Genomic DNA, 14,098 nt, shown 5'->3' with positions numbered 1-14,098 from the left:
GTGACTGGTTGTTTAGTTTTGTATACGAGGTTATATAGTATGGCTTTCGATCAGAAGGAGCCGCGAGCGCATGGTTGAAATATGCTGTTGAACAAGTTGGAACTGCTGCAACTAATGATTTTACACTCGTCTTCCGTCAGAGGCATTGCGTTAGATCCGTTTATAATTCTTACAATCCCCTTGAAAAAAACAATAATTTGATGGTTGAGAGAGGAACTGGTAGTTTATATATACTTTTATTATGATTTTCAAACTGACTCATATAAGTTGTATATTGAATTGAAGATTCCATTATAGTAAAATATTATCATCATTTATTAAATTACATAAAATTGGATAGTTTGAGTCGAAATCATTGCGGGGGGCAGGACTTTGGCAACGATCTTTCAGTTGGTGCTTGAACAATCCGGCTTTCATAGCAGCAAGGCGGCCATTATTTCGGATGAAAGAACCATTACCTATAAGGAGTTGGTTGATAAAGTTGATGAGATGTCCGAAAGGCTAAAGCTCTGTCGACTTCAGACTAGCGATACGATCGCCTTATTAGCGGATAATTCAATCTCGTTCTTAATTTGTTATTTGGCGGCTTCAAAGCTTGAGATATGTATAGTGCCGATCGATACGAGGCTTACACTGGATGAGATCACACGTGTAATGAATGAAATCGAACCGACTGTTGCTATAGTTGGAACTAAATATACCGAAATAGCTAAACAGGCGATTACAGGCAGCATCGATAAACAAATGTCGCTGGATGATTCTGTGGTGGCGATGTCTGTAAACCGGAAGTTCAATAAGGTCATTAATAGGAATGGAAGCGTATTCACGATATTATTTTCCTCTGGTTCAACCGGCAAACCAAAGGGTATTGTGTTCCCTCAGGAAACAATTATAAATCAAGTAAATTTACAGTGCAAATATTTCGGCATTACATCTTATGACAAAATTTTGTGTACGGTTACGTTAGTTCATAGCTATGGGATACACGATCATGCTTTGCCTGCTTTAATTAATGGAGCAACGCTATATTTACCGGACTTATCCGCGATTACACCAAGAAAAATTTTAGATATTGCTGTTAAGGAGAACATTACGTTCTTTGGGACGCTCCCATATATGTATGCTTTAATGGCGGAAGTTGGGATGGTTCGTAATTATGATCTTAGCTCGGTAAGGTATTTGCTTTGCGGAGGAGCCCCATTATCGGCTGAAACAATTGATAGGTTCGCCGAAGCGTTTGATGGGAAGAAAATTAATCAGGTTTATGGTTTAACAGAAGTTGGCTACATCACATTTAATGATAAAGGTGCAGCTACAGCTTCAATTGGAAAACCCTTTGCAGAACTGTCCTGGAGGTTGGTGCATAGAGATGGGCATTCGGTGGGACCAGGTGAAGAAGGCGAGCTGTGCATCAAGCTGGATAATATGATCTCTCCAGGGTATCTGAACAATCCTGATGAACAAGCGGATGTTTATGTGGATGGGTGGTTTTGTACTAAAGATATTATACGTCAGGACGAAGATGGCTACTTCTATCATATGGGGCGCGTATCGGACTTCATCAACGTAGGAGCGAATAAAGTGAGCCCTAAAGAATTAGAAGCGTTGATTGAGGGGATCGAGAATGTAAGAGAAGTGGCTGTGGTAGGAGTAAATGATGATGTTTCTGGGCAACGTGTCGTTGCGGTGGTTGTACCGGGAAGCCAAGGAGGCGGTCTGGACGAGCTTCGTGCCATTATTGTTCAGAAATGCGCGCAGCAATTGGCCCTATATAAACGACCATCTGAAATCGTATTTATCGATCGTATTCCTAGGTCGCCGCTTGGGAAAGTAATACGGCGCGAATTAATCGATTCGTTGGAAGGAAAGGTATGGAGGTGAGAGCTTCTTGGTGTCGTCCGAGGAAGCGTTAATTCGGCTGATCTGCGATATTGCTCGTCGAGCAGAAGTGCAACCGCACTTTAGGCTCGATTCCGATTTAGGGCTGCAATCTCTACAGATTATGCAATTAATCGTAAAAATCGAGACTGTTTTCGATATCGAGTTTCCGGATTCGTTTTTAAATACCCTATCGACGAAAACGGTAGCTGAATTAATTGAAATTGTAGAATCGTTATGCCAACCGAATTAAAGGGGGATGGGTATGGAAGTCGGCGTACCAACCATCATCGGCGTGCCTTATGAAGAAGGAGCTTACTGGAGAAAGGGCATGAAGGACGGTCCTGCTCATGTCATCGGTCAACTGAAAAAGCTAAGAACCTACTCAATTAGCGCGCAAAAGGTTCTACCTTGGGAATGGGATGAAATTGTTGGCGACATGCTGGAGCTATCTCCTTATCACAAGGATGAAAGCTTATGCAGAATCGAGAGTGCAGTCCGTAAAGTTATCGATCAAGGCCGAGTCCCTTTTTTGCTTGGCGGCGATCACTCTATCACATTGCCAGCAGTTAGAGCTGTTAGTAAAGCCATGAAGGGCAAGGAGCTTTCCATTTTACATTTTGACGCTCATGCAGATACTTTTGCACCTGTTAACGGCTATGCATATCATCATGGCGCTGTCTTTAGAAACATTATTGAAGAGAAGCTCGTCATGCCAGAGCATTTGAACCAATTTGGTATGAGGGGACAAGTGCGTGATGATAGTTGGACCTTCTATCAAGAGTATGAAAGCGTAAGATGCGTTAGTATGAAGGAATTTCGGGAGAATCAATGCCAATTAAGCCGCTTTGATATTCCGAAGGATCGTTTGTATTACATAAGTATTGACATTGATGTTGTTGACCCTGCCTTTGCTCCTGGAACAGGAACACCGGTGCCGGGAGGATTGTCCAGCTTTGAAATGTTGGGGTTAATTGAACAGTTGAAGGAATACAGCATAGTAGGTCTTGATGTAGTAGAGGTGGCGCCTAGCTATGACCCGACCGGTATTACCGGCCTTCTTGCCGCTCAGATCGTGTTTGATTTATTAATGAATGGCACATTTGTATCGATTGCAAAACTTGAGAATCGCAAGGAGATGGCGAATTAAATTGGCGACTCGGGGATTTTTAATTCAACTCCATAATAGGCACATGAGAACGATGAAACGGCATGCAATGGAGGATGCTTCTTTTTCGGCACTTGGTATTCGAGCTCTGAGCACCTTATTGACGCCGCAATACGAAGTTCAATTGCTAACGGTCGGGGAAGATAAGCTTGAATCGGTCCCTGTAGCGTTATCGCAGTATGACAGCTATTGTGTATTGACCGGATATGTTGCAGATGATGAGATTCGCAAACAATTATCTGCCACTCTGGTGGAGCATGCCTCTGCAGCTATCGGCAGCGATGAGGAGCTTATTATAAAAGCCTATGAAAAATACGGAATCGACGCCTTTCGAATACTGAACGGATATTATTCCGGCGTTCTCTTTGCTGGACCATTAACGATTGCGTTTACTAGCAAAGGCTCCGGACCCTCGCTTTATTATCGATTCGATTCTGAGAATCAACGGATATTAATTTCAAGCGAATTGAAAGCATTTCCTGATAACGACCAGTATATTCTTCCGTTTGAATCATTCAATGAAGCAGATCTATACCGCAATGCATATCTTACAAGCTTTAAAGATACTTATAAGCTTGTGCCGGGCAATACGGTAGTTATTAATAACGTTGGAAGAATAGCGAGGGGACAGAGCCTTTATTTTACTCCGAATCGCTCGATCACCATTTTTGATGAGCAGCAGGCATGTCAACTCATTCGAACCTCGCTTGAAAGCATTGTAGATGCTTATCCGATTCGTTCAGCTGATTGTTTGGTATCGGGAGGCTTGGACTCAAGCATCATTACCTATCTAGCGACGAAACGACTTTCATCTGTCGAGCTTTATACGGCAGGGACGGAGGATTACAACGAATTCATTCCTGCAGGAGTGTTTGCAAAGTCTATTGGCAAACAGTTGAACTACTTGTTATTTGAGCAAGATCGGTTTCTTGATTCCTATGTGCATACTATAGGGCTAGTCGAGCACTTCCATAGCAAATACATCGAATATCTAGTTCCGATTACAATTTCCCATTCATTACTGCAAGGGCGCGGGCAGAACATACTGTCCGGATACGGATCCGATATTCTGTTTGCAGGATTCGCTAAGAAGGGAATGTCGGCTCGAGCCATTATGCAGCTGGTTTGGGATGAGTATATCAGCACCTACTGGTCAAACGAGACCTCGCAAAACTTTGCTTATTATTTCGATAAACAGGTATTCTATCCTTTCCTGGAATCCAGCATCGTCGAGGCGAGCTTTATGATTGATCCGGCCTTGAAATTTAAGAATGGTATTGAGAAGTATATTCTTAGAAAATCGTTCGACGGTGAGATTGATCCTGAGATTTTATGGAGAAAAAAGGTCGGTGTACATCAAGGAACAGGCTGCGAGGATTTCTTCACGCAATTCCTGCAATTACAGGGTAGGGAGCCAGACGCAATTAGATATGCGAAGGACCAATTTGCATATCACATTCTTAAATTGCTGCTGGTAGACAAAGTGGAAGTATCAAATATTTCCTTGCATGAAGAACTTAAAAAACAGGGGGCATAATAATGCTGTTTAAAGAGGCACTGCTTCAGGAGCTTGTTAGAAGAAATATTAAGTACGTTTACGGGGTTCCCGGGAGAGAAAACGAGCATATTCTTTTTAATGAAGTTGACGGTATTGAATATATTACGACGAGAGTGGAGTTTACTGCAGGCATCATGGCAGATTTTGCTGGCAGGCTGACAGATCAGCCGCAAGCATGCTTCACGACTATGGGCCCTGGAGCAACGAATGTGACGACCGCTGTCGCTTCAGCCATGCTGAACAAGTCGCCGGTTATCTTCTTCACCTCGCAACTGGAGAGTAACGATATTTTCTATAATATTACACATCAGTGTGTCGATCAGGCTTCAATCCTGGCGCCTCTAACCAAATGGTCCTATGAATTGCGTCATCCGCAAGAATTGTATAACGCAGTGGATAAAGCTTTCGAAATCGCATTAACAGAACCAGTTGGGCCGGTGCATATATCGATCCCAGTTGATTTTTACAATCAAGAGATCATAAGCCCTCCAGGCAGAGAGGCCATAAAACTGACCGAAACTATACGGGTTAACGCCAAGCCTGCAAGCGAATGGGAAATCGATACTATCATGGAGAAAGTGCAAGGCTCCAGTCGTCCATTATGCTTAATTGGACAAGAGGTAATACGGGTTGGCGCGGATAAAGAGCTTATCGAATTTTGCCGTCATTACAATATTCCATTTGTAACAGCTGCGAATGCAAAGGGTGTGGCGCCTTTTGATGATCCGCTAAATTACGGTGCGGTTAGCTGCTATATGGAAGGAATTCTTGGTTATCCCGCATTGGACGATATATTTGTGAGCGCTGACTTGATTATTTGTGTAGGTTATCAATATGTTGATGACCTTCTGCCGAAAATGTGGACTCGCGGCAACGAAAAAACGGTCATTAGTTTGGGTAGCTCGCCGCAGTTTATGATTCATTCAAAATTTAATCCCGATTTAGAGTGCGTATGTGATTTGAAGCATCTCTTCACCACATTGACGGAGAGGAATGGCACGAAGAAGGATCCGCGGGACCTGATCCAGATGAAGCAGCAATATGAGAAAGTCTTGAACGCTCCGCAGAAGGATCAGAATTACTTCTCTCCAGGACAAGTTATGAACATCATTAATCGTTACTTGGGCAGCGGTTACTTGATTACAGATATCGGCTACTACAGACATCATGCAATCATGTTCTCCACCCCAGCTTCGACGAAAAAGTTTTTTTCCGATACGGGACTTTCCTCCTTCGGAACGGGACTACCTTCTGCTGCTGCAGCCCAACTGCTCAATCCAGGTGAGAAGGTATTTCTGATTTGCGGAGACGGCGGGTTTCATTCCGGTAGTGGAGACTTGGCTACGTTAACCAAGTATGGGTTGCCGGTCGTCGTCGTCGTGTTGAATAATGCAAGCTATGAGCTTATCAATCTGTATCAGCAACGGAGTAAAACAGGGCGCAATCCAGAAATCGTTCGGTTAGAGAGTGTAGACTTCGTAAAATTAGCGGAAGCAAACGGCTGTAACGGTGTGCGGGTATCGACGCTTGAGCAGCTTGATGCTGCGATTGCAGGGAACGACTACACCAAACCATTAGTAATAGAGGTCCCAGTCGATTATCAGGATGATTTCGTCATCTCCTTCTAGGTATGAGCAGCTTCAGTTCCAATTACGATTTTATTATTCGGAGGGCCTTATAATGAAACAAGTTATTGCTAACCAGGAAATTTATATTACAGAGCGGCCCGATAGGCCTTTTGAAGAAGATCAATTTTACTTCATCAATTGTGCGGGTGAGAAAGTAGAGCTTCAGAATTCGTTAGCCTATTACCCTGACGGTATTCAATCGATTGCTAAATATATTGGTGTATCCAAAAAAAATGAACTTGATTTTACAGTCATAAGGTTGGATCAAATTGGAACATGCTCGGCGGTATATACGAAAAATATGAGCTGCAGTGAAGCTGTGGTCTTCGACCGGGCTAATTCAGTTCATGGCAACGTTCAATTGCTTTGTGTAATAAGCAAAAATGCGAATGTATTTACGCCTACGGCGCGTGAAGACATTCATCGAATTGCCGAGGCACTTTCTGAGGAATTTAACGTTTCTAAGAGTGCGATATTGTTGTCGTGCACAGGCGTTATCGGCGTTTCATTGCCGATGGATACTATTCTTTCGGGTATTCGCGGCCTTTCAAGCAAGCTTGAGTACGGCAAGCTATTGGAAAGCTCCAAAGCTATTTTGACAACGGACCGGAAGGAAAAAGTAGTCTCTGTCCGATTCGGTAAAGTTGTTCTATGTGGTATCGCCAAAGGCGCTGGAATGATTGAACCGAATATGGCGACGATGCTTGTATATCTTTTCACCAACATAAAGGTTTCCAAGTCGAAGCTTGATGAGATACTAATCAATGCCGTAGAGCCTTCCTTTAATAGCATTACTGTTGATTCGGATACGAGTACGAGCGATACGACGGCTATTTTTACTACAAATGAGGTAGAGGTCAGCGAGGAAGAACTTGTTGATTTCGAGCGGGCAGTAAGGGCGGTATGCTTGAAGCTTTCACGCGATGTTGTGAGTCAAGCGGAAGGTGTCACTAAGCTAATTGAGATTACTGTAAGCTCGAGCAATTCGTATCAGGAAGCGAAAGCGTATGCCAAAAAAATTGCAAATTCGCCGCTTGTCAAAACGGCCATCTATGGAGCTGACCCGAACTGGGGACGAGTCGTAATGGCGATTGGAAAACCTGATGCGAATACGCCAAGTAATAAAATCAATCCGGAGGATGTTCGGATCAGATTTCTAGACCAAACGGTGTTCGATCGAAATCAAAGAGTCGAATTCGATCTAGAACGGCTCTCCAATGAGATAAAGCAATCGAAAACCGTAACGATTCAAGTCGAGATTGGTGAGCCTTTATATACCGCCAAAGTCTGGGGATGCGATCTAACGGAAGAGTATATTCACATTAATGCAGACTATACCACGTAGAACATAGGGATGAAGACTTGACGGTAAGTCAAGTCTTCTCTCCATGATCCCAAGGGAGCTGTCATGAGGGCATTTCTAAAAGCGATTCAAATATATATGAAAGCCTTTTTTCAATATCGTTGGGGCTTTCTATTGTCTTTCTTTATTCATCCGGTCATTCTGCTAATTAATATTTTTTTGTTTGAGACCGTATACGCGCATAGCAACAGCGATTCGATTAATGGCTATGATTTAACGCAAATGGTATGGTATTTTGCTTGCGTCAGCTTTGTTTGGGTCTTTATATGGAATTTTACCGACTCACAAATATCTGATCGTATTATATCTGGCGAGATGACCATTAGCTTTTTGAGGCCAATGTCGTTATTCAAGCTTGAGCTTGCTGATGCAATAGCCTTAAGAATCGTAGGAGTCTTATTGGAATTTACGATGGACATGATTGTATTCAGCTTAATGTACAAACCGACTTTTTTGACGTTCGCATCATTCATAATGTTTCTCGTAATGGTTAGCGGCTCATTTTTCCTGTTCTTTATTATCAATTTTTTGATCGGCATGTGCGCATTCTTCATTAAAAGCACTAGATCATTGACAAGCGTTAAGTTTATTTTTTTCGCATCGTTGGGAGGGGCATATATCCCATTGGAATTTTTCCCTTCGGGGCTTGCAGCTGCCATCGATTATATGCCGTTCAAATATATTTTTTATGAGCCGATTCAATTCTTTCTTAACCGCAAATCAACCCCATCCGAGTTCATGTTTGCGGTTGCTATGCAATGGAGCTGGATTCTTCTGCTGCTCGGCGTATACAAAATTTCGTGGTCCGCAGCCGCCAAACGGTTTTGTGCTGTGGGGGGGTAGCGAATGTACTTAACAATCGTGGGCTTATTCAGACTATTTGTGCTGAATTGTAAGATTAGTATCAGTAAAAGTATGCAATACAGGATGGACTTTGTAATTAGTTTGTTTATATCGCTCGCAATGACCTCGATTGGTCCGATCGTGCAGCTTCTTGTCTTTACGCAATCGAACGGTTTTCCTGGCTGGAATATCGATCAGATTATTCTGTTCCAAGGCAATGTTCTCATATGGTTGGGCTTGCGAGGCACGGTTTTCGGAGAGGTTCGTATGCAGATGATGGATATGATTCGGAAAGGGACATTTGATCGACTGCTAATGAAGCCGTATCCACCTATCGGAGTGCTTCTGGCGAGCGGGTTTAGTCTGAGTGGGCTTGGGCCTTTCATCTCCGGGATGATTGTCACCTTATATGCGGTCGTTCATATGAAATTGCAAATAACGGCACATATCGTTGGGGCGATGCTCGTTATGATTATAAGCGGATTGTTAGTATATATGGGGTTACTTGCGTTGTTTTGCTGTCTCGTCATTTTCGTCGTTCACATGGAAAAAATGGACGAAATGTTCGATAACATCATTCATGTGGCTGACTACCCATTAGAGCTGTTTCCGAAATTATTAAAATATTCATTTATTTTTATTATCCCGTTTGCCGTATGGGCGTACTACCCTGCAAAGACGTTGATGGGGGAAGCAAGCTCAATCGTCTACTTATTTTTTCCTTTATCTATCGTATTTTTTATGGTTTGCATTAAAGTATGGAATCGATCTCTGAAATATTACGCCAGCTCGGGAGGATAACAGAATTTTGAGTACATTGATTGATGTCCGCAATTTAAGCAAGACATACAAGGTTCATCAGAAGAAGGCTGGGATATTGGGTTCGGTCCGTTCTCTAATCAGCAGAGATTACAAATGGATCGATGCTGTTGCCGACGTGAGCTTTCAGATTAAGAAGGGTGAGATTCGAGGACTTCTTGGTCCGAATGGCGCTGGAAAATCCACTACACTCAAAATGATCTGCGGCATCTTGTATCCAACCTCCGGATCGATTCGCGTCATGGATTTTGTTCCTTGGTCCAATCGGGAGCAATATGTTCGTCACATTGGTGTTGTATTTGGGCAGAAATCCCAGTTAATTTGGGATTTGCCACCTGCTGATACTTTTGCACTGCAGAAGGAAATGTATAAGATTCCGACACAGAAGTTTAAAGAGTATTTGGATTATCTCGTAGAGATGCTTAATTTGTCTGACATTATGTACAAGCCTGTTCGATTGTTATCGCTTGGCGAGCGGATGAAGTGCGAGCTTGTCGGGTCTATCCTTCATGATCCAGAGATTATTATTCTTGATGAGCCAACAATTGGTCTCGATATTGTGTCCAAGGAAACTATTCGTAACTTTATTAAGCAACTGAACAAAGATAAGCAAGCGACGGTTATTTTAACGACCCATGATTTGTCCGATGTGGAGGACTTATGCAATCACCTGACTATTATTAATGAAGGTAAGGTCGTCTTTGACGAGCCAATGTCTAGGTTAGGTGCTAACATCACGAGTCGCAAAATCGTAGAGGTAAAGTTTTCTGAGCCAGTGGGGAGGGAGCAAATAGCGCATTTAAATGCGGATTATCGAGATCCGTACACCGCGCGAATTGAGATTGACATGAAGCAATCTAATTTGAAGCAGGAGGTTTATGGTATTCTTAGCGATTTACCCGTGATCGACATTAATATTAACGCCATACCAATAGAAGAAATTATTAAACAACTATATACAATGGAGAGATCGTCATGATTAAAATGCTTCCTTTGGCTGAACCGTTCACTTGGTGCTGGTCTAATGACGCGCATGAGTTATCTATCATGTTGACGGATCCGAGAGCCTTGCCTTGGGTGTATAGCAATTATACGCAACTGTTTTGCCAAAACATTTTGACGCATCCTCATATGGATCTTCATCTTCGGTTTTACGAATACCATCAAAATTATGAGGATTGGTTCTATTATACGTTGGCTCCTCAAAGACTTCTGAAGATGGAACGGGTATTTAAGGGTACTCTGCTTAAGAATAACGTGGATGTGATCCAATTAATTATTAATGCAATAGACGACAACCGTTATGCCTATACGAGTGTAAACGATTTTCATGTAGATGGAAGACCTTCGTTCCAAAAAGAGAAGGATGACCATGATTTTTTCATTTACGGGTATGATCTTGAGCAAAAATTGTTTCACGTCGCAGGCTACTATGGTGAGAGCGAAGCCTATACGACCGCTACTATAGAATTCGATGTTTTTTTAAAGGCCTATCTCGATACGGATGATCTTGATGGAAAAAGCGTAAATCCGTGTTATTCATCCTTGTATATTCTTGAGCCGAATTTCGGAAGACCGTCTTCATTTAATTTACAGCTTGTCGTCGACCATTTGAGTGATTTTCTATCAAGCCGTGATACGGCGCTCAGATATTCCATGCACAATTATGCCGACAATATGGGGGAGCATTATGTGTTCGGCATTGCAACATATCGTCTGGTGGCGCACTATCTGAACTTGATTAAAGAGGGAGCAGTATCGTTCGATATCCGCCCGCTACATTTGCTATGGGAACATAAGAAAATAATGAAGCAACGCCTGGTGTACATGAGAGATAACGGAATCCGAATTGAGGATTCATTATTGGATGCTTGCGACGAATTAGTAGAGACTACGTTAACTCTTCGAAATAAAATGCTTAAGTTTCGTTTTAGCGGTCAGACGAGAACAATGGACAAGGTCCTGGAGGGCTTGCAGGAAATCCGGGATCAGGATGAACAGTTTACGAGTAGGCTATTAGTAACGCTTGAAGCGCAATTAACATAACGGAATTAATGCATTTTATTTTTTATATAAGGGACGGATTGACATGATTATTTCAGAAGAACAAATCAATCAGTTTATAGAGAAGGGATGGACAAAAGTCAAGGCAGCCATTCCTCGCGAGATGGCATTGGAGGCTCAGGATGAGCTTTGGTCTATACTTAATGCCAAGTGCGGTATATCCAAAGACAAGGCAACCTGGCACTTACCGTTCTATCAGCTGTCGGAAAATTATAGGCACGGTATATTCGGAGCCTGTACTACGCCCAGACTGATAGGAGCAGTGGAGGAGTTAATCGGAAAGGGCCGACTGGATGCAGGTTACGAGCAAGATGGAGTTCCATTTGGCTGGTGGCCGATAAATTTGAGTCTTGGGGCTGATGAGAAGTGGGACGTACCGGTTGGCGGCTGGCATTGGGATGGATTGCATTTCCGTCATTATATCGATAGCCCAGAGCAAGGTTTATTAATGATTGTATTGTTCTCCGATGTCGAAACCAGGGGGGGCGGGACTTTGATTGCTGAAGGCTCGCATAAGCTGGTTGCGAGGTTTCTGGCGGAGCATCCGGATGGAATCGAGTATAAAGATGCAATTCCTATCATGAACAGGAGCAATCCTTGGCTGGCTGAATTGACAGGCAGTTACGGTGATGTTACGGACGAAGACCGTATAGAAATCTACGTTACGGATCAAATTCGTCCTGCCGCAACAAGCGAAGATCGGATTCGAAAGTTTATGGAACAGGATTATGTCGATGAAAACGGCGTTCGCCTTAGAGTAGTCGAAGCAACAGGTGAAGCGGGCGATATATTGCTGTGCCATCCGTTCGTTTACCATACTGGCTCGCAGAACCACTCGGGAAAAGCGAGAATGATGTGCAACATCAATACTCCGCTAAAGGAAAGAATGTGCCTTAATCGAGAGAACGAATCGGATTATTCTGTATTGGAACAAAGCATAAGACAAGCACTTGGCATGACGCAGCCTGCTTGATCGCTGAAAATATATTATGATTGCTGCTGCATAATGGTTGAACAGTTAAGAGAAGTTATGCAGCAGCATGACAAATGATTTGAACTACTCTGTCGGTTGTTCAAAGTGAATTACCATGGCATTCTCATCACAGTTCGTAAATTTCGGACAATTCATACAGTCCTTCCATACTTTTTGCATTGGCAGTTCTTCTTTATCAATTAATTCAAATCCGCAGCGCAAAAAAAACTGAACCTGATAAGTCAAGGAAAGTAGAGTTTTAATGCCAAGTGTTTCGGTTTCCTCTTTAATTTTGTTTACAAGCATTTTTCCTATTCCCTTCCCGACATAGTCGGGCGATACGGTGAGAGAGCGAATTTCGGCAAGCTCTTGATCGAGAATATGCAAGCTGGCCGTGCCAATTATTTCGTTATCATGCTCCGCGATATAGAAGCATTGTAAATATTCATATATAGATGTGATAGATCGATGTAGCAAACGACCCTCATCCGCATACATATTAATCAACTTATACATTGTAGGCGTGTCTTTAATTGTTGGCTTCCGAATTACAATCATTGTAGGTAACACTCCGATCGTTTGAAGTGGTGTATTTTGTTTCAATTATATTTATATTTATACACTAATGATTAGATTACCTCAAACCTTCTCAGTTGGCAACAGGTTTAGCAAGCAAATGTTTCATGATATGGATTTATTAATACAGATCTGAAACCTTCTGTTCTACCTTAAAAACTCAGGTTGGTTATATTTCAACGGCCCAGGTTTGTTCAGTATTTCGTGTGGTATATAACCAAACTCCGCTGGAATATAGAAACTCCTATGTTAGTAATCGCTGTTTGATGTTAGTAGACAACTCGATAGATTATAACCACAGACTCTGAGAGGAATTTGGTTTATGAAACTGTTTTGCATACCGTATGCAGGCGCTTCAGCTGTTATTTATAAGAGTTGGATTCCGTATGCTAATACAATCGAAATAGTGCCGATGGAGCTTCCTGGTAGGGGATATCGCTATTCGGAGCCATTCATGAATTCCATAACAGAGTTGGCAGAGGATCTTTTTGTACGGATAGCTAAAGAGACCGAACAGGATGAGCCATATGCTTTGTTCGGACATAGCATGGGAGCATGGATTGCTTATGAATGCGCTCATTTAGTACAAGCTCACAAGAACTCGATTTCCCATCTATATATTTCGGGTCAAACGGCTCCCCACAGAAAAAGTAGGCTCTCAAATGCTGCACTGGATGATGTAGAGCTTTCACGGGCTGTAGCTGCGCTGGAGGGTATTGCTCCCGAAACAGTAGAAAGCGATTTGTGGAAGGAAATGTTTCTTCCCATCTTTCGTGCGGATTTTACAGCGACGGATGAATACTCGCCTCGATTTGATTCACAGCGATTATCATGTCCTATAACCGTTATGAATGGCGAACAAGATACCAGCTCAAGCTTGAATGCGTCAGAATGGAAAAGTTATACGGAATCTACGTTTGCAAGCTATAGGTTTCCAGGTGGACATCTCTATCTGCGTCAGCAAATGAAACGTATTCTAGCAGTTATTGAACAACAATGGAACGGTGGCGGAGGAGGGTTGCATAGTGAGTGTTGAATTAGCGCGTTTGTTGGATATTTGCAAGGAGCTTCTGGGTTCCAAGCAGATTACGGGTGAAGAATCGTTCTTTGAAGCAGGTGGAGATTCCATTTCGGCGGCTCAGCTTATTTCCAGAATAAACCAAGAGTTCGGCTGCAAGATGACGCTTATGGATATATTTATTAACCCAACGATTGGCGATTTGGCAAA

General features: G+C 42.6%; 14 protein-coding genes. 13 read left to right on the top strand and 1 reads right to left on the bottom strand.

The genetic code is table 11. From position 1 onward, the window contains the following. Positions 1-372 precede the first annotated feature (372 nt). The 11 genes from PXY01_RS20895 to PXY01_RS20845 all read left to right on the top strand — a co-directional run bounded on the left by PXY01_RS20895 (position 373) and on the right by PXY01_RS20845 (position 12,294). A complete protein-coding gene (locus PXY01_RS20895; RefSeq protein WP_127572898.1) occupies positions 373-1,881 on the top strand; it encodes a class I adenylate-forming enzyme family protein in 1,509 nt (502 codons plus the stop codon). A 10-nt stretch (positions 1,882-1,891) separates the two neighbouring features. Further along, complete coding sequence (locus PXY01_RS23415) at positions 1,892-2,131, top strand: acyl carrier protein (RefSeq protein ID WP_373864313.1); 240 nt, start codon at positions 1,892-1,894, stop codon at positions 2,129-2,131. A 12-nt stretch (positions 2,132-2,143) separates the two neighbouring features. Continuing rightward, the gene (locus tag PXY01_RS20885) at positions 2,144-3,028 is read left to right on the top strand and encodes an arginase family protein (protein ID WP_164744531.1); all 885 of its coding nucleotides are present in this window, start codon (positions 2,144-2,146) and stop codon (positions 3,026-3,028) included. A 52-nt stretch (positions 3,029-3,080) separates the two neighbouring features. After that, positions 3,081-4,583, top strand: coding sequence for an asparagine synthase-related protein (locus tag PXY01_RS20880; protein WP_164744530.1), 1,503 nt, complete (start codon positions 3,081-3,083; stop codon positions 4,581-4,583). A 2-nt stretch (positions 4,584-4,585) separates the two neighbouring features. Further along, a complete protein-coding gene (locus PXY01_RS20875) occupies positions 4,586-6,232 on the top strand; it encodes a thiamine pyrophosphate-binding protein (protein ID WP_127572892.1) in 1,647 nt (548 codons plus the stop codon). 52 nt (positions 6,233-6,284) lie between these two features. Next, positions 6,285-7,577: a bifunctional glutamate N-acetyltransferase/amino-acid acetyltransferase ArgJ gene (gene argJ, locus PXY01_RS20870; RefSeq protein ID WP_164744529.1), complete on the top strand. Its 1,293-nt coding sequence runs from the start codon at positions 6,285-6,287 to the stop codon at positions 7,575-7,577. A gap of 63 nt (positions 7,578-7,640) precedes the next feature. After that, a complete protein-coding gene (locus PXY01_RS20865; RefSeq protein ID WP_127572888.1) occupies positions 7,641-8,438 on the top strand; it encodes an ABC transporter permease in 798 nt (265 codons plus the stop codon). An 84-nt stretch (positions 8,439-8,522) separates the two neighbouring features. Continuing rightward, entirely contained in the window at positions 8,523-9,239 is a 717-nt protein-coding gene (locus PXY01_RS20860) for an ABC transporter permease (protein WP_164744528.1), read from the top strand. A 7-nt stretch (positions 9,240-9,246) separates the two neighbouring features. Then, on the top strand, positions 9,247-10,236 hold the full coding sequence (locus PXY01_RS20855; protein ID WP_246028043.1) for an ABC transporter ATP-binding protein: 990 nt from the start codon (positions 9,247-9,249) through the stop codon (positions 10,234-10,236). Then, the gene (locus tag PXY01_RS20850; RefSeq protein WP_127572883.1) at positions 10,233-11,303 is read left to right on the top strand and encodes a hypothetical protein; all 1,071 of its coding nucleotides are present in this window, start codon (positions 10,233-10,235) and stop codon (positions 11,301-11,303) included. Before PXY01_RS20855 ends, PXY01_RS20850 begins: the two co-directional genes overlap by 4 nt. A gap of 43 nt (positions 11,304-11,346) precedes the next feature. Then, positions 11,347-12,294 carry a phytanoyl-CoA dioxygenase family protein gene (locus tag PXY01_RS20845; protein ID WP_127572881.1) on the top strand — a complete coding sequence of 316 codons (948 nt, stop codon included), beginning with the start codon at positions 11,347-11,349 and terminating at the stop codon, positions 12,292-12,294. Between the two features lie 84 nt (positions 12,295-12,378). On the opposite strand, the gene PXY01_RS20840 is transcribed toward PXY01_RS20845, so the two are convergent. After that, positions 12,379-12,852: an N-acetyltransferase gene (locus PXY01_RS20840; RefSeq protein WP_127572880.1), complete on the bottom strand. Its 474-nt coding sequence runs from the start codon at positions 12,850-12,852 to the stop codon at positions 12,379-12,381. 340 nt (positions 12,853-13,192) lie between these two features. On the opposite strand from PXY01_RS20840, the gene PXY01_RS20835 reads away from it, so the two are divergent. Beyond that, a complete protein-coding gene (locus tag PXY01_RS20835; RefSeq protein WP_127572878.1) occupies positions 13,193-13,906 on the top strand; it encodes a thioesterase II family protein in 714 nt (237 codons plus the stop codon). Continuing rightward, on the top strand, positions 13,896-14,098 hold a 203-nt coding region (locus tag PXY01_RS20830), incomplete at its 3' end, for an acyl carrier protein (RefSeq protein WP_164744527.1). The genes PXY01_RS20835 and PXY01_RS20830, both read left to right, overlap by 11 nt.

The organism is Paenibacillus xylaniclasticus, assembly GCF_004001065.1.
Taxonomy (GTDB): Bacteria; Bacillota; Bacilli; order Paenibacillales; family Paenibacillaceae; genus Paenibacillus_T; species Paenibacillus_T xylaniclasticus.
The sequence above is the reverse complement of the archived record's forward strand: the minus strand, read 5'-3'. Positions and strand labels throughout refer to the sequence as shown.

Coding starts and splice junctions, on each gene's coding strand:
- PXY01_RS20885 (WP_164744531.1), top strand. CDS start 2,144: ATGGAAGTCGGCGTACCAACCATCATCGGCGTGCCTTATGAAGAAGGA.
- PXY01_RS20880 (WP_164744530.1), top strand. CDS start 3,081: ATGAAACGGCATGCAATGGAGGATGCTTCTTTTTCGGCACTTGGTATT.
- PXY01_RS20875 (WP_127572892.1), top strand. CDS start 4,586: ATGCTGTTTAAAGAGGCACTGCTTCAGGAGCTTGTTAGAAGAAATATT.
- argJ (WP_164744529.1), top strand. CDS start 6,285: ATGAAACAAGTTATTGCTAACCAGGAAATTTATATTACAGAGCGGCCC.
- PXY01_RS20865 (WP_127572888.1), top strand. CDS start 7,641: ATGAGGGCATTTCTAAAAGCGATTCAAATATATATGAAAGCCTTTTTT.
- PXY01_RS20860 (WP_164744528.1), top strand. CDS start 8,523: ATGGACTTTGTAATTAGTTTGTTTATATCGCTCGCAATGACCTCGATT.
- PXY01_RS20850 (WP_127572883.1), top strand. CDS start 10,233: ATGATTAAAATGCTTCCTTTGGCTGAACCGTTCACTTGGTGCTGGTCT.
- PXY01_RS20845 (WP_127572881.1), top strand. CDS start 11,347: ATGATTATTTCAGAAGAACAAATCAATCAGTTTATAGAGAAGGGATGG.
- PXY01_RS20840 (WP_127572880.1), bottom strand. CDS start 12,852: ATGATTGTAATTCGGAAGCCAACAATTAAAGACACGCCTACAATGTAT.
- PXY01_RS20835 (WP_127572878.1), top strand. CDS start 13,193: ATGAAACTGTTTTGCATACCGTATGCAGGCGCTTCAGCTGTTATTTAT.